This is a genomic window from Colwellia sp. TT2012, assembly GCF_001440345.1.
In the GTDB taxonomy this organism is placed as follows: Bacteria; Pseudomonadota; Gammaproteobacteria; order Enterobacterales; family Alteromonadaceae; genus Colwellia.
Genome location: NZ_LJYX01000017.1, coordinates 132544 through 148870 on the forward strand (window position 1 = coordinate 132544; position 16327 = coordinate 148870).

A 16327-nucleotide genomic window follows, 5' to 3' on the forward strand; every position below is an offset into this window, starting at 1 on the left:
TACTTAATCAAATGTAAATATTTTTTACTGATAAAATTACTCTGCAGCAGGTGTTTCTGTCGCAGCTGGCTTTTCAATAGCTTCTTTGATACTTAAACGAACACGACCTTGGCGATCAACTTCTAGTACCTTAACTTTCACTTCTTGACCTTCTGTTAAGACATCGCTAACGTTATTAACGCGCTCTTCAGAAATTTGAGAAATGTGCACTAAGCCATCTTTACCTGGTAATACATTAACAAAAGCACCAAAATCAACGATACGTACTACTTTACCGGTGTAAAGTGTTCCTACTTCAATTTCAGCGGTTAATGCCTTAATACGGTTAATCGCATCTTGTGCTTGTTCATTTGAAGTTGCCGCTATTTTAATAGTACCGTCATCTTCAATTTCAATGGTAGTACCGGTTTCTTCCGTCAATTGACGAATAGTCGCGCCACCTTTACCAATAATGTCACGAATCTTATCTTGGCTTACTTTCATGGTGTGAATACGCGGAGCAAATTCAGAGATATCATCTCTATGGCCGCCGATAGCTTCATCCATCACAGATAAAATATGAGTACGTGCAGCTTTTGCTTGGTTTAAAGCAATTTGCATTATTTCTTGAGTAATGCCTTCAATTTTAATATCCATTTGCAGGGCAGTAATACCCTCTGTCGTTCCGGCTACTTTAAAGTCCATATCACCTAAATGATCTTCATCACCTAAGATGTCAGAAAGTACAACAAACTTGTCACCTTCTTTAACAAGACCCATCGCAATACCAGCAACTGACGCTTTAATGGGTACACCCGCATCCATCAAGGCTAATGAAGCACCACATACCGACGCCATTGAAGAGGAACCATTTGATTCAGTGATTTCAGAAACAATACGGATAGCATACGGGAATTCTTCTAGTGTTGGCATAACAGCTAACATACCACGTTTCGCCAGACGGCCATGGCCGATTTCACGACGTTTAGGGCTACCAACAAATCCAGTTTCACCAACACAATATGGAGGGAAGTTGTAATGAAACATAAATGGGTCAGTTTTATCACCCATTAAGGTATCAAGACGTTGTGCATCACGTTGCGTACCCAGCGTTGCCGTAACTAATGCTTGGGTTTCACCACGAGTAAATACCGCAGAGCCGTGAGTTCTTGGTAAAACACCTGTCATTACGTCTAAAGCACGAATTGACTCAGGATCACGACCGTCAATACGAGGGTGACCATCCGTAATGCGGCCACGGACAACCGTTTTTTCTAAATCGTGGAATAAATCTTTTGCTTCTTGCACGTTTAGATCAGCATCTTGTGCTAATAAAGTTTCAACAACAGAGTTACGGATCTCGGTAATTTTTTCATAACGAACCGCTTTTTCAGTAATTTGGTAAGCTTCGTTTAATTGTGCTTCACTTAACTCTGCAATTTTGGCTAATAACTCAGTATTTTTAACTGGTGCAGACCATTCCCATACGGGGGTGTTTACTTCAGCTTTAAATTCTTTAATGGCCGTAACCGCTGTTTGCATTTGCTCATGGCCGTACATTACCGCACCAAGCATTACTTCTTCAGACAATATATCAGCTTCAGATTCAACCATTAATACCGCGCTATCAGTACCGGCTACCACAAGGTCTAATTGACTGGTTGGTAATTCAGATTGAAGCGGGTTAAGTATGTATTGACCATCAACATAACCAACACGTGCTGCGCCAATTGGACCATTAAATGGTGCACCTGAAATAGCAAGAGCGGCAGAAGCACCAATTAATGAAATGATGTCTGGGGCAATTTCAGGGTTAACAGAAATAACCGTGATAATTACTTGCACTTCGTTAATAAAACCTTCTGGGAATAACGGACGAAGTGGACGGTCAATTAAACGTGCAATCAGTGTTTCTTCTTCTGAAGGGCGACCTTCACGTTTGAAGAAACTTCCTGGAATTTTACCCGCAGCGTAGGCACGCTCTTGGTAGTTTATTGTTAACGGGAAAAAGTCTTGCCCTGCTTTCGCTTCTTTTTTAGCAACAACAGTGACTAATACACAAGTATCATCCATGCTTGCCATAACAGCACCAGAAGCTTGACGAGCAATAGCGCCCGTTTCAAGTGTTACAGTATGTTTACCGTATTGAAATTTTTTAGTAATTGGATTTAGCATCTAATTAATTTCCTTAATTTTCATCATTATTAATATCATTTACCAATCTGTACAATTATTTATTCACTAAGTATCTTGGCCAAATACATGACAGCAAATATGCTACTAAGTTGAACAAAAAATTATACAGTTTGGATTGGTTGGTGTTAGAAAAAACATCCATGCAGTTTTAGATTTATTCGAAGAACAGCATAGGTATATTTTCACCGACATTATACTAAGTAAGCAGGTGAATGCTAGCGTCAAAGCGCAATTATTACCTTAAAGCACAGATTAACGGCTAATTTATTATCTTTTTGTAAAAGTGTTAACGGCAGAAAACAAAAAAGGAGCCAAAGGCTCCTTTTTTTAAATCTTATAAGTTACGTTCGTTAGCAAGTTGCTATTAACGACGTAGACCTAATTTACCGATTAATGTACCGTAACGCTCAACATTTCTACCTTTCAAGTAATCAAGTAATTTACGACGTTGGGCAACCATACGTAATAAACCACGACGTGAATGGTGATCATGGATGTGCTCTTTAAAATGACCTTGTAAGTGGTTGATTTGTGTAGTTAACAAAGCAACTTGAACTTCTGGAGAACCAGTGTCACCTTCTGATTGAGCATATTCTGCAACGATTGCAGCTTTTTGTGAAGCATTTAAAGACATAAAAAATCCTTAGTGTGTTAACCCTTCCCTCAATATTATTGAGTTAAAGGTAATTAAAAGACGCATCAAGCCAAACACTAATTTAGCATTGATGACGAAAGAGCGCATATTCTAGCAGCGAATAATTAAAAAGCAAGAAATTACTGCAGCCAATAGGCTTAACAATATTAATAATGTAACAAAACCTGTGCTATCTATCGAACAAAGACGCGATACAAGGAAGCGTTGTTATACCACAACGATACGTTTAGGCGCGACTAAGCCATCATCATCGATAAAACCTACGCCGATAAATTCAGCATTAGCATCGTTTTCATCTTCACCGATATACACTTGCACGCAACCCTCACTTGGCGAATTATGAGCTTGCACTGGGTTACCATGGCGTAAGAAATTTGCCGACATATCGTCAACATAAACACAATGCATGCCATCTACAGCACTATTCATCGGCAGCAATAATGGGTCAAGTAACTCTGATGGGCTTATTTCTTCTTCATTCGCTTGTTCGAGTAAGGCTTCAAGCTGAGGCAGTGTTACCATTTTATCCATGGGATAATTCCCCACGGCAGAGCGTCTAAGGTCAGCTACGTGAGCGCCACAACCTAGCAGTTCACCTAAATCATCAACTATGGTGCGAATATAAGTGCCCTTTGATACATGAATATTTAATTCAACTTCATCATGCTCAAAACGTAATAACTCAAGGTTATAAACAGTAATATCCCGCGCTACTCGTGGTACTTCAATACCTTCTCTGGCATATTTATACAAAGGCTGACCTTGGTATTTAAGTGCTGAATACATGGAAGGTATTTGTTTAGTGGTGCCGCGAAAGCTATCTAAAGCTGCGGCTAACTGTTCATCAGAAACGTTAACCGGCTTTTCACTGACAATTTCACCATCAGCATCACTCGTTGTGGTACGAATACCGAGCTTTGCTGTGACTTGATAGGTTTTATCGGTATCAAGCAAAAATTGTGAGAACTTAGTGCCCTCGCCCAAACAAATTGGCAACATACCCGTTGCTAAAGGGTCTAGTGCGCCGGTGTGCCCTGCTTTTTGAGCAAAGAAAATACGTTTAACCGCTTGCAAAGCATGGTTTGATGACATTTCATAAGGCTTATCTAATAGCAATACGCCATTAACTGGGCGACCTTTTCTACGTTTAGCCATGTCTTACTCGCTTTGCTCACTATCATTATTTTTTTCACTGTCCACGGCTGAGTTATCCGCTTGTTTATTATTATTTTTATCACTGGCAATCGCTTTGTCAACCAAGGCACCCATACGTACACCTTCTCTCATTGAACTATCATAAACAAAGCGTAAATGCGGCATAATACGAGCGCGTAAACGTTTGCCTAATAATGAGCGGATATAACCTTCAGCATCCGCTAATACTTCAAGCGAGGCTTTAATTTCATCGGCATTATCATTAAAAAAAGTAACAAATATTTTTGCATAAGCTAAATCACGAGTTAATTCTACCGCAGAAACTGTGGTCATGCTTAAACGTGGATCTTTTATTTCGCGCATTAAAATAACGGCGATTTCTTTTTGGATTTGCTGACCAACTCGGTCAGTACGGGCATATTCTCTAGCCATCGTATACTCCTTTGAAGCTGTACTAATAAATTACAACTTTCTTCATTGATTATATATTATTAACATAAAAGGGGCATAAGCCCCTTTTAAAAATTTAACTAATAGCGCGAAGCTAGTGACTGCAAATATAAGGCGGAAGCACGCAGTTGACACCTGTCAATGAATAGCTCTAACACAATAATTGCTCCTACTAGCAATGAGATAGTAGTTATAATGTACGTTTAACTTCAATCGTTTCAAATACTTCGATTTGGTCACCGACACGGACATCATTGTAGTTCTTAACACCGATACCACACTCAGTACCGTTACGAACTTCTTGTACGTCGTCTTTAAAGCGACGTAATGATTCAAGTTCACCTTCGTAAATAACTACGTTTTCACGTAATACACGAATTGGCGCAGAACGTTTGATAAGACCTTCAGTAACCATACAACCAGCAATAGAGCCAATTTTAGGTGATTTGAATACGTCACGAACTTGGGCAAGACCAAGAATTACTTGCTTGAATTCTGGCGCTAACATACCACTCATGGCTTGTTTAACTTCATCAATTAAGGCATAGATAACACTGTAGTAACGTAGATCAATATTTTCTATATCAATCACTTTACGGGCAGGTACATCAGCACGAACATTAAAACCAATGACTATGGCGTTCGATGCCGCAGCAAGTGTTGCGTCCGTTTCAGTAATAGCACCAACACCAGAGCCAATAATTTTAACTTTCACTTCATCGGTAGAAAGTTTCAATAATGAATCGGTAATAGCTTCTAATGACCCTTGTACATCAGCCTTTAATACCACGTTCACTGCTGAAATTTCACCTGATGCCATGCTAGCAAACATGTTTTCAAGTTTTGCTTTTTGTTGACGAGCAAGTTTCACATCACGGAATTTACCTTGACGGAACAAGGCAACTTCACGGGCTTTTTTCTCATCTTTAACAACGGTAACTTCATCACCTGCAATGGGTACACCACTCAGACCAATGATTTCTACCGGTATAGCTGGTCCTGCTGACTTAATAGTGTCACCGTTTTCATCACGCATGGCACGAACACGACCGTATTCTAAGCCACACAGTACGATATCACCTTGTTTTAAGGTACCTTCTTGAATAAGTACTGTGGCAACAGGGCCGCGACCTTTATCTAATCTAGCCTCAATGACCACACCACTTGCCATGGTATCAACAACAGCCGTTAGCTCTAATACTTCTGATTGCAGGAGAATTGCATCAAGCAACTCCTCAATACCTAAGCCAGTTTTTGCTGATACATGACAGAATTGTACCTCACCGCCCCACTCTTCTGACAGCACATCGTGTTGTGATAACTCACTCTTAACGCGATCTGGATCAGCTGACTCTTTATCCATTTTATTAACGACAATGATAATTGGCGCATCAGATGCCTTAGCATGTTGAATTGCTTCAATTGTTTGTGGCATAACACCATCATCAGCAGCAACAACAATAAGAACAATATCCGTGGCTTTAGCGCCACGAGCACGCATTGCCGTAAAAGCAGCATGACCTGGTGTATCTAAGAAAGTGATCATACCATGACCCGTTTCTACATGATAAGCACCAATATGCTGAGTAATACCACCGGCTTCACTATCCGCTACTTTTGCTTTACGAATGTAATCAAGTAGTGATGTTTTACCATGATCTACGTGACCCATGATAGTAACAACGGGAGCTCGAGTTACCGCTTCACCGGCATTATCACGATCGGCCAATACTGCTTCTTCTAAAGCGTTTTCTTTAACAAGTACTACGTTAAAACCCAATTCCTCGGAAACTAATGCCGCCGTTTCTTGGTCAATAATTTGGTTAATGGTTGCCATGGCGCCCATTTTAAACATAGCTTTAACGACTTCAGCACCTTTCTTCGACATTTTATTGGCAAGTTCAGCAACCGAAATTGTTTCGCCAATACGAATGTCTTGTACTTTTGTTTCAACTGGCTTAGTAAAACCATGTTGTAAACTTTGTGGGCTTAACAAGCCTTGCTTACGACCACGGGCATTACGACCACGGGCATTACGATCGGCTGGTTTTTTCTTCTTACGGCGACGACCGGCAGTTTCATCGGCAGCATCACCTGTATCTTCAGCTTCTTGTGCATATTTTGAAGACGTTACATGAACCACTTCTTTTTCTTTCGCTTTACGTTCAGCTTCTTGCTCTTTCCAGCGACCTTCATTTTCTTCTGCTAATTTTTTAGCCGCTTCACTGGCTTCTTTCGCTTCAGCTTCAATTTTAGCGGCAACTTCTTTTTCTTGGGCTACACGAAGGTTTTTTGCTTCTTCTGTTTCTACCACTTTAGCAGGAGCATTCTCAGTATTTTTTATTTTATCAACCGCGGCTTGTTTTGCTTTTGCAGCAACTTCAACTTTAGCTGCTGATTTACGTTCAGCTTCAACTTCAGCTTTTACTACGGCCACTGCTTTAGCATTTTCAGCTTCTTTTGCTTGAGCATCCGCATCAACTTTGGCTTTAGTTTCAGCTAAAATAGCGGCTTTTGCTTCTGCTTCTGCAGCTTCTTTAGCTAATTTTTCATCTTCTAATTCACTACGTTTTACATAAGTACGTTTTTTACGTACTTCAACATTTATCGACTTAGCTTTAGAGCCATGACCCATGGTCAAAGTAGATTTTGTTTTACGGTTTAGCGTCAATTTGCTCGGATTTGCGGCCGAATCGTCACCATGTTGTTTTTTTAGGTGACCTAATAAGGCTTCTTTTTCATCTTGCGAAATAGCATCGGCAGCCGATTTCTTCACGCCTGAGTCAGCTAACTGACTGACTAAGCGATCCACCGGTGTTCCGATTTCTTTGGCAAGTTCTGCTACAGTTATATCTGCCATCTATAATATTCTCCGGTGTTATTATTCTTCGTTAAACCAACAAATGTTACGTGCAGCCATGATTAGCTCACCCGCTTTGGTTTCAGTTAATTCTTCAATATCGCTAATTTCATCGATACCTTGTTCCGCTAAGTCTTCTAAGGTGCGAACACCGCGGCTTGCTAAAACAAAGGCTAAATGACGTTCTAACCCGTCAAGGTCAAGTAAATCTTGTGCAGGCTCTGCACCTTCTAAAGTTTCTTCACTCGCTAGTGCTTGGGTAGTTAACGCTTCTTTGGCACGCTCACGTAACTGTTCAACAATTTCTTCAGTGAGACCATCTATATTTAGCATTTCAGCGACTGGTACATAAGCAATTTCTTCTAATGAAGTAAAACCTTCATCGGCAAGTAATGCCGCGAAATCTTCGTCAAGGTCGAGCTTATCAATAAATAAGTTTAATACTTTATCGTTTTCTGCCTGATGTTTCTCTTTCATGTCAGCAATAGTCATTACATTCAATTCCCAGCCAGTTAACTGACTCGCTAAACGAATGTTTTGACCATTACGGCCGATGGCCATGGCTAAATTGCCTTCTTCAACGGCAATATCCATAGTACCCTTGTCTTCATCAACAATAATTGAGTCGACTTCCGCAGGTGCCATGGCATTAATAACGTATTGGGCAGGGTTGTCATCATATAAAACGATATCAACACGCTCACCGCCTAGTTCGCTAGAGACGGCTTGTACACGTGAACCACGCATACCAACACAAGCACCAATAGGGTCAATACGCTTATCATTACTTTTAACGGCAATTTTAGCACGAGAACCAGGATCGCGAGCGGCGCCTTTGATTTCTAACATTTCTTCGCCAATTTCAGGCACTTCAACGCGGAAAAGTTCAATTAACATTTCCGGTTTAGTACGGCTGACAAATAATTGAGCGCCACGTGCTTCTGGTTTAATTTCATATAATAAACCACGTACTCTATCACCTGGACGGAATGTTTCACGTGGTAACATATCATCGCGATAGATTACTGCTTCCGCATTATTACCTAGATCAATAATGACACTTTCACGGCTGGCTTTTTTAACAACACCGGTAACAATTTCGCCTAATTGGTCTTGATAAGCATCAACAATTAAAGCACGTTCAGCTTCTCTGATTTTCTGAACAATAACTTGCTTAGCTGTCTGTGTGGTGACACGGTCAAACGTTACTGACTTAATGAGATCTTCAACATAATCACCAGCATTTAATTCTGGTTCATCATATTGAGCGGCTGCCAATGTGATTTCAGCATAAGGGTTTTCTAACAGCTCACCCTTATCATCAATAATTAACCAACGGCGATAAGTTTCAAACTCTCCCGTTGTACGGTCGATAGCAACACGTACTTCAATGTCACCTTCGTATTTTTTCTTGGTAGCTGTTTCTAAAGCTGTTTCCATCGCTTCAAATATGCTTTCTCGCGGTAATGCTTTTTCATTAGAAACCGCATCAACAACCAGTAATATTTCCTTACTCATGCTAGTTAGCCTTTAATTTATGTGAATTTTTATCAAATATATTTAACGTTTACAACTTTGCGACAAGGTTCGCTTTATCTACGTTCTTGAACACAAGTTCGTAATCAATGCTATCAACTTCCACTATTAAGGTGTCTTTATCTACGGCAACTAATGGCCCTTTAAATTTTCGACGACCATTTAAAGGTAACGATAACTTTACGTTGACAGTTTCACCAATAACTGCTTGAAAATGTGCTAATTCAAATAAAGGACGATCAACACCTGGTGATGAAACTTCTAAGCTATATTCACTGCTAATGGGATCTTCTACATCTAATAATGCACCTGCTTGACGACTCACTTCTGCGCAATCATCAACATTGATGCCATTTTCATGGTCAATAAACAAACGTAAAACCGAGTTATTACCCGCACTGATAAATTCAATGCCCAGCAAGGTTTTACCAGTTTCTTCAACTGCAGGCCTTAATAAATCAGTTAGTTTTTGCTCAAATTTAGCCAAGCGTTTTCTCCTGTTACTCTCCCCATGATAAATTCATGAGCAGTACAATTAAAATTTTAGATATAAAAAAAGGGCATATAGCCCAGCGAAATTTTGCCGTATTCATTTTTATTAGCGACATTGCCCACTATAAAAAACAAAAAAACCCCAATTCAGGGGCTTATTCCACTGTTTTCCCCCTAGATTAAACAAGTGAACGCTGTTTAATCAGGTTATTAATAGCAGGACTATCAATAATATTAATAAGAATAATAAACAACACAAAATTTGCGGGTTTATCCAGTGACATCTTACTAAGTTCTATTATGACAAATTATATAATGGTGCGCGAATAAGCGCAAGAGGCATTAAGCATTATCGATTAGAAAAGTATATTCTTTTACTATAGTCACTCTCTATTAATAATGGTAAAACATGATCTAAAATTAATTTATATTTTACAATATGTTAGTATTGACCCTATACTATAGCTATCGTTTTTTATAAAAAATCGCACTGCTAATAAGAAGTACTTCCCCCCCCTCTTGATAGGATTTAAACGGAGCATTTAATTTCATCATGTATAAGTTTTCTAAGTTATTTATCAAAAATGCCTTATTCGCATTAACCTTTATTATAGCCTTCGGGGTTATCGCATTTTCTTTATTAACACTCTATATAGACAAGCAAACTAAAGCACATAAACAAACCATACAAACCATTAGTCAGCAGTTTGCTAGCAATGAGAACTCTATAGAAGAAATAGCAGCAAAGCTCGCTGCTATTTTAACAGCCAGCACAGACTACCAAACATTAATTATTAAAAATAACGCCACTGAATTATTTAGTTTTCAGAGTAAACAAACGCCTCTACTCAATATTATTTTAACGAAACAAAAAACAGTCTCTGCCGGTAAACTTAATTTGCAGGTTCAATACAAACTAGGTTTTACTGGCATAATTCATTTTCTAATACAACTTTTTATCGGCGTTATGGTATTAGCTATTATTTTTGTTTTTATCTCAGCACAGCTTAATTATAAATTACAATCAATTATTTTTGGTATTATTAGCAAACAAATCAGTAACGAATTAGCAAAGATTAATGACGCGGATTTTATCACCCAAGAAAATGATAATAAGCAGTTATTCGAGATCCCAGCATTACAAAAAGGCATTGCTGAAATCCGAACTATGATGACAGAGCAATTCAAAAACACCAGTAATCTAGAAATAGAAGCACATGTTGATAGTTTAACGGGAATTGAAAATCGTAACCGGTTTGTGCAGTTTTATGAAAAACAAATAGTACAAGAAAGTCCGGTTAAATTTGGTGTGCTGCTGATCACTCGCTGCTCTGAACTGCAGACAATTAATCAGGTACATGGCTATAATTCAGGTGACAACTATATTATAAAAGTTGCCGACATAATCAAAAGCGCATTAATAACTCGACCTACTGGTAAACTGTTTCGTTTAAATAGTTCCGACTTCGCCACCATATTACCCAACGAGCAGTTAAAGTCGGCTGAACAATATGCCAGTGAATTAACCCTTAAGTTTAATGATTACCAGCAAATTAATGAGTTAGACTCAATCGCTTTTACTGGTTTAGTTTATTTTGATAAGTCTAAACCTTTGGGTGAATTATTAGCCTTAGCAGACACTGGTGTCAGTGTTGCTCAAACACAAAAACCGAACTCATGGTACTCACAAACCGATATCAATATTTTAACCGATAACAGCGCTAATTTTGGCAGTCAAAATTGGCGACAAGAGATAGATAGTGTATTAGAAGGTGGACGTATTAATTTATTAGTACAACCAATCCAACCTAGTGGCCGTAATACCCGTGTCTATGGTGAAATTTTAGCGCGTTTTCTAAATGCTAACAATGACATGTTACCTACTGCTACTTTTATCGCCATGGCAGAAAAACTCGATAAAATAGTCCAAGTAGATCGCTTGATTATTGAAACGGCTATTAAAGTGATAACCAGTAAAAACATGCTCGATAGTAGCTATGGCATTAACCTTAGTGCTAGAAGTATAAATGATGAACATTTTATGATTTGGCTTGAACGTAAATTACTTCGTGAACCGGGTATTGCCCCTCGATTAGTGTTTGAAATATCTGAGTTAGGACTACAGCAAAATATAAAGACAGCTAAACGTTTAGTCGACATGTTACATCGTGTTGGCTCTAGAGTAACAGTAGAGCGATTTGGTGTTGGTTTAACATCCTTTAAGTTTTTTAGAGATTTAACCCCTGACTTTATTAAAATGGATAGCTCTTATACACGAGATATCGATGACGATAAAAACAACCAATACTTCCTACGTCTAATGGTTGATCTAGCCCATAGGCTTGGCATTAATGTCCTCGCAGAAAGTGTCGAGACCCAAGAAGAAAAACATACTTTAGAAAAACTTTTTATAGATGGTTGCCAAGGTTATTACGTGGGCAAGCCTACTCAACTATAATCAAATAATAGCACTAACAAGTTTTAAAGCCGAATGTGCCATTAGCATTCGGCTTTTTTATAGACTCGAAAATTGTTATCTCAACGCAAAGAAAATCGAATAAAGCGTAATACCCTTACTACTGGTGTGTTGTTATATAGGATAAAAACACGGATAATAGCGGTATTATTATTATAAATAACCAAATGACCTTTAAAGTAAATGACTGATTACCTGTTACTTCTCGTTGGTACTGTACTTGTAAATAACTTTGTTTTAGTACAATTTCTTGGCCTATGCCCTTTTATGGGGGTTTCTTCACGTACTGAAACCGCTATTGGCATGTCATTCGCCACTGTTTTTGTGATGACGTTGGCATCACTATTAAGTTATTTAGTAACCACCTACCTGCTTGTGCCCCTCGACCTTGAATACCTAACAACCATGAGTTTTATTTTGGTGATTGCCGTTGTAGTGCAGTTTACTGAAATGGTGGTCCATAAAACCAGTGCTAGCCTTTATCGATTACTCGGTATTTTTTTACCGCTAATCACGACAAACTGTGCGGTATTAGGTGTTGCCTTATTAAATTTAAGACAACAACATAGTTTTTTTGAATCCATTATTTATGGCTTTGGTGCCGCCTTGGGTTTTTCATTAGTGCTCATAATGTTCTCTGCCATGCGGGAAAAGCTAGCGAATGCCGATGTGCCCGCACCTTTTAAAGGCACTGCCATTGCGATGATTACTGCAGGTTTAATGTCATTGGCTTTCCTTGGTTTTACCGGTTTGGTGAAGGTTTAACATGAATATTCTCCTTGCCATTCTTGTGCTTGGTAGTATTGCTGCCATATTTGGTGCGCTATTAGGTTATGCTTCTATTCGCTTTAAAGTGGATGCTGATCCCATTGTTGAGCAACTTGATGCACTTCTTCCACAAACACAGTGTGGTCAATGTGGTTACCCCGGTTGTAAACCCTACGCACAAGCAGTTGCCGATGGCGAGGCCATCAACAAATGTGCACCTGGTGGTGAAGATACGATAAAGAAAATTGCTGACTTAATGGGGGTTGAAGTACAGCCCCTTGATGAAAGCCATGTCCAAGGTGACACGACAGCAAGTAACCGCCCTAAAGTTGCTTTTATTATTGAAGAAGATTGCATTGGCTGTACAAAATGCATTCAAGCTTGCCCTGTTGATGCCATTATTGGCGCAGCAAAACAAATGCATACCATCATCATAGATGAGTGTACCGGCTGTGATTTATGTGTCGCCCCCTGCCCGGTAGATTGCATTGAAATGCGTGAATTGCCAGATACCATTCATAATTGGCAATGGGATTTAACCAGTATTCCAGTAAAACAACTGGATTAGGAGAGTATGGTGGAATCAGTTATAGAGCGCATCACCCGTGGCCATTTTTGGGATTTTCATGGCGGCATTCATCCTCCTGAACAAAAAATGCTAACCGCAAGTAAACCTATCAAACAACTTGCTTTACCAAAACAGTTAATCATCCCGCTACAACAGCATATTGGCCGTGAAGGTGATTTACTGGTTAAAATTGGCGATAAAGTATTAAAAGGGCAAGCCCTAACCTTAAGTACCAACCCTATGGTGGTGCCAATTCATGCACCCACCAGTGGCACTATCAGTGCCATACAAATGTCGGTCATAGCCCACCCTTCTGGCTTAAGTCAATTGTGTGTATTTCTCGATGTGGATGGTGCAGATACCTGGCGAAAAAAAACTGTTTGTGCCGATATAGAGCAGTTATCGAACAGTGAAATAATTGAAAAGATTGCTGATGCAGGTATTGCTGGTATGGGCGGCGCAGGTTTCCCAACGCATATCAAAGTAAACAGTAAACCAGATATTAACTTCCTCATTATTAATGGCGCGGAATGTGAGCCTTATATCACCGCTGATGACTTGTTAATGATGGAGCAAAGTAACGCTATCGTTGATGGCATTAAAATTCTTGATAAGTTGTTAACCCCGGCTTTTATTTTAATTGCCATAGAAGATAACAAGCCCAAAGCAATTAAAGCGCTACAACAAGCAAGTGCGGCTATTGAAAAAATAAAAGTCTGTGTTGTGCCAACTAAATACCCTGCAGGTGGTGAAAAGCAACTTATTCAAATATTAACCGGTCAAGAAGTTCCTTCAGGTCGCTTGCCGATTCATACGGGCATTGTCATGCAAAATATTGCCACCTGTTTTGCTATTAATGACGCCGTTAGACATGACATTCCCTTGATTCGTCGTGTGGTTACTGTGACTGGACAAGCGTTAAATAAACCACAAAATGTATGGGCGTTACTTGGCACGCCAATTAATTTTTTGCTGCAACAATGTGCCGTGCAAGCCATTGAAAATGAACAGCAGCCAGTGATCATGGGCGGCCCTATGATGGGCTTTAGTGTCTCCAGTGAGCTAGTCCCAATAGTTAAAACCAGTAACTGTATTTTAGTGCCCAGTAAAACAGAAATGCCAAGTGCTTTTGAAAAAGAAAGTAAAGAAGTTGAATGCATTCGCTGTGGTCAATGCAGTGATGTATGCCCAAGTCAGTTACTACCGCAAGAGTTGCAGTGGAGCGCCAAAGCTAAAGATTACCCACAGTTAGAAAAACTCAATTTAAGTGATTGTATTGATTGTGGTGCCTGTGCTTATGTTTGCCCAAGTCAAATTCCTCTGGTGCATTACTACCGTATTGCTAAAGCTGAAATACGTCAGCAACAACAATTAGATTTAAAAGCAGAAAAGGCAAAGACTCGCTTTGAAGCCCGTAAGTTACGATTAGAAAAAGAAAAAACAGCCCGTCAAGAAAAACAAAAGAAAGCGGCCGCGGCACGAAAAGCGGCAATGAATAAAGCAACACCAGAAGCGACAGACGCAAAATCTGCCGTCGCAGCAGCACTAGCACGGGTGAAAGCTAAAAAAGCAGCTAAAAGCCAATCCAGCACAGCTGAGGCACAAAACAACCTAGCACAAAGTAATGAGCTAGCAACTGAGGCAACTAACCCGATTGATGAGCAAAAGACGCAAGTAGCTGCCGCAATTGCTAGGGCCAAAGCGAAGAGAATCCTTAAACAAGAAGCGGCCAATAAGCCCATAAGCTCTAATGAACCAGTTAAACAAACAGTAACTGAGCTACTTGAGGTATCTCAACCACCAAGTAATGATGATAAAAAAGTAAAAATTGCCGCCGCTATTGCTAAAGCAAAAGCAAAAAAACTCAGTAAAGCTGCTGACGCTGTTCAGTCCGTATATCGGCCAGAAAGCACAGAGGCTGAAAAAACAGTCACTTTAACGGATAAAAAGGCAAAAATAGCTGCCGCCGTTGCTAAAGCGAAAGCCAAGAAAAAAACAAAAGAAGCCCGCAATCTTGCCGGTACCGTCAAAAATAATGACCAAGATAGTGGCTAAACATGAGTAACAAAAAAACAAACTTGAATAAAAATTCATCCGCTAAACAACCCGACGAGTCGACATAAATAATGGCATTTTGGATAGCAAGTTCACCACATAACCATAACCAAACAAAAACACCTAATTTAATGCGTTTGGTTATTTACGCCACCCTGCCTGGCATTTTAGCCCAATGGTATTTTTTTGGTTGGGGAAATTTAATTCATATTGGCATAGCCATGATAACGGCACTGGTTTGTGAATTTACCGTGCTGTCACTGCGTAAAAAACCTATTGCCCATGAATTACTCGATGGTAGTGCCTTATTAACCGCTTTATTGCTCGGTATATGTTTGCCGGCATTAGCTCCTTGGTGGATTTCGGTTATTGGTACAATTTTTGCCATTGTCATTGTTAAACAGCTGTATGGTGGACTTGGTCATAACCCATTCAACCCGGCCATGGCTGGTTATGTCATGTTGTTGGTGTCTTTTCCTTTGCAGATGACACTCTGGCAACCACCCTTGAGTTTAGTGGCTGTTGATTTAAATTTTACCAACACCTTAACCACCATTTTAACGGGTTTTACCGTTGAAGGGTATTCAGTAGAGCAAGTGCGTAACACCCTTGACGGTATCACCATGGCAACCCCCCTTGATACCCTTAAAACAAACATTAACCAAGGTTTGACCGTATTGGAAAGTCTTAACAATCCAGTGTTCGGTGATAATTTCGCTTTAGGCTGGGAATGGATAAATGCTGGCTTTTTATTGGGTGGACTTTTTCTTATCTTTAAAAAAGCCATTGCATGGCAAACACCGGTTAGCTTTTTAATCAGTTTATTTATCTGTTCTTTTATCGGCTATAGTATGAGCCCGGATAGCAGCGCTTCCACTATGTTTCACTGGTTTTCTGGCGCAACCATGCTCGGGGCATTCTTTATTTTAACCGACCCGGTTACTGGCGCTACCAGTACTAAAGGTCGTATCATCGTTGGTTTACTTGCTGGGCTGTTAGTCTATTTAATTCGCACCGCTGGTGGCTATCCTGATGGTATTGCTTTTGCTATTTTACTCTGTAACATGTCGGCGCCCTTGATTGATCAATATACTCGCCCGCGGACTTATGGTCACCTAAAGGGAGACAAGTGATGTC

The 16327-nt window shown here is 39.7% G+C and carries 12 protein-coding genes; 5 read left to right on the top strand and 7 right to left on the bottom strand.

Translation table 11 applies throughout. The annotated features are described in order from the left end of the window. Nucleotides 1-36: 36 nt before the first annotated feature. The 7 genes from pnp to rimP all read right to left on the bottom strand — a co-directional run bounded on the left by pnp (nucleotide 37) and on the right by rimP (nucleotide 9318). The gene (pnp, locus tag ASU03_RS10255; RefSeq protein ID WP_057831743.1) at nucleotides 37-2154 is read right to left on the bottom strand and encodes a polyribonucleotide nucleotidyltransferase; all 2118 of its coding nucleotides are present in this window, start codon (nucleotides 2152-2154) and stop codon (nucleotides 37-39) included. Between the two features lie 385 nt (nucleotides 2155-2539). Then, a complete protein-coding gene (gene rpsO, locus ASU03_RS10260; protein ID WP_057181185.1) occupies nucleotides 2540-2809 on the bottom strand; it encodes a 30S ribosomal protein S15 in 270 nt (89 codons plus the stop codon). A gap of 228 nt (nucleotides 2810-3037) precedes the next feature. After that, complete coding sequence (gene truB / locus ASU03_RS10265; RefSeq protein ID WP_057831744.1) at nucleotides 3038-3985, bottom strand: tRNA pseudouridine(55) synthase TruB; 948 nt, start codon at nucleotides 3983-3985, stop codon at nucleotides 3038-3040. Between the two features lie 3 nt (nucleotides 3986-3988). Further along, nucleotides 3989-4417: a 30S ribosome-binding factor RbfA gene (gene rbfA, locus ASU03_RS10270; protein ID WP_057831745.1), complete on the bottom strand. Its 429-nt coding sequence runs from the start codon at nucleotides 4415-4417 to the stop codon at nucleotides 3989-3991. A 208-nt stretch (nucleotides 4418-4625) separates the two neighbouring features. After that, nucleotides 4626-7295 carry a translation initiation factor IF-2 gene (gene infB, locus ASU03_RS10275; protein WP_057831746.1) on the bottom strand — a complete coding sequence of 890 codons (2670 nt, stop codon included), beginning with the start codon at nucleotides 7293-7295 and terminating at the stop codon, nucleotides 4626-4628. Between the two features lie 21 nt (nucleotides 7296-7316). Beyond that, nucleotides 7317-8813: a transcription termination factor NusA gene (gene nusA, locus ASU03_RS10280; protein WP_057831747.1), complete on the bottom strand. Its 1497-nt coding sequence runs from the start codon at nucleotides 8811-8813 to the stop codon at nucleotides 7317-7319. A gap of 49 nt (nucleotides 8814-8862) precedes the next feature. Further along, nucleotides 8863-9318, bottom strand: a complete 456-nt coding sequence (gene rimP, locus ASU03_RS10285) for a ribosome maturation factor RimP (RefSeq protein ID WP_057831748.1) — start codon at nucleotides 9316-9318, stop codon at nucleotides 8863-8865. A 558-nt stretch (nucleotides 9319-9876) separates the two neighbouring features. Between rimP and ASU03_RS10290 the strand changes: the two genes are divergently transcribed. The 5 genes from ASU03_RS10290 (at nucleotide 9877) to rsxD (ending at nucleotide 16323) form a co-directional block, all read left to right on the top strand. After that, the gene (locus tag ASU03_RS10290) at nucleotides 9877-11781 is read left to right on the top strand and encodes an EAL domain-containing protein (RefSeq protein ID WP_057831749.1); all 1905 of its coding nucleotides are present in this window, start codon (nucleotides 9877-9879) and stop codon (nucleotides 11779-11781) included. Between the two features lie 201 nt (nucleotides 11782-11982). Beyond that, a complete protein-coding gene (gene rsxA, locus ASU03_RS10295; protein ID WP_057831750.1) occupies nucleotides 11983-12564 on the top strand; it encodes an electron transport complex subunit RsxA in 582 nt (193 codons plus the stop codon). A 1-nt stretch (nucleotide 12565) separates the two neighbouring features. Further along, nucleotides 12566-13135 carry an electron transport complex subunit RsxB gene (rsxB, locus tag ASU03_RS10300; protein ID WP_057831751.1) on the top strand — a complete coding sequence of 190 codons (570 nt, stop codon included), beginning with the start codon at nucleotides 12566-12568 and terminating at the stop codon, nucleotides 13133-13135. Nucleotides 13136-13141: 6 nt separating this feature from the next. Beyond that, entirely contained in the window at nucleotides 13142-15190 is a 2049-nt protein-coding gene (gene rsxC / locus ASU03_RS10305; RefSeq protein WP_057831752.1) for an electron transport complex subunit RsxC, read from the top strand. A 71-nt stretch (nucleotides 15191-15261) separates the two neighbouring features. Further along, entirely contained in the window at nucleotides 15262-16323 is a 1062-nt protein-coding gene (gene rsxD / locus ASU03_RS10310; RefSeq protein WP_057181195.1) for an electron transport complex subunit RsxD, read from the top strand. Nucleotides 16324-16327: the final 4 nt, after the last annotated feature.

Coding starts and splice junctions, on each gene's coding strand:
- pnp (WP_057831743.1), bottom strand. CDS start 2,154: ATGCTAAATCCAATTACTAAAAAATTTCAATACGGTAAACATACTGTA.
- rpsO (WP_057181185.1), bottom strand. CDS start 2,809: ATGTCTTTAAATGCTTCACAAAAAGCTGCAATCGTTGCAGAATATGCT.
- truB (WP_057831744.1), bottom strand. CDS start 3,985: ATGGCTAAACGTAGAAAAGGTCGCCCAGTTAATGGCGTATTGCTATTA.
- rbfA (WP_057831745.1), bottom strand. CDS start 4,417: ATGGCTAGAGAATATGCCCGTACTGACCGAGTTGGTCAGCAAATCCAA.
- infB (WP_057831746.1), bottom strand. CDS start 7,295: ATGGCAGATATAACTGTAGCAGAACTTGCCAAAGAAATCGGAACACCG.
- nusA (WP_057831747.1), bottom strand. CDS start 8,813: ATGAGTAAGGAAATATTACTGGTTGTTGATGCGGTTTCTAATGAAAAA.
- ASU03_RS10290 (WP_057831749.1), top strand. CDS start 9,877: ATGTATAAGTTTTCTAAGTTATTTATCAAAAATGCCTTATTCGCATTA.
- rsxA (WP_057831750.1), top strand. CDS start 11,983: ATGACTGATTACCTGTTACTTCTCGTTGGTACTGTACTTGTAAATAAC.
- rsxB (WP_057831751.1), top strand. CDS start 12,566: ATGAATATTCTCCTTGCCATTCTTGTGCTTGGTAGTATTGCTGCCATA.
- rsxC (WP_057831752.1), top strand. CDS start 13,142: ATGGTGGAATCAGTTATAGAGCGCATCACCCGTGGCCATTTTTGGGAT.
- rsxD (WP_057181195.1), top strand. CDS start 15,262: ATGGCATTTTGGATAGCAAGTTCACCACATAACCATAACCAAACAAAA.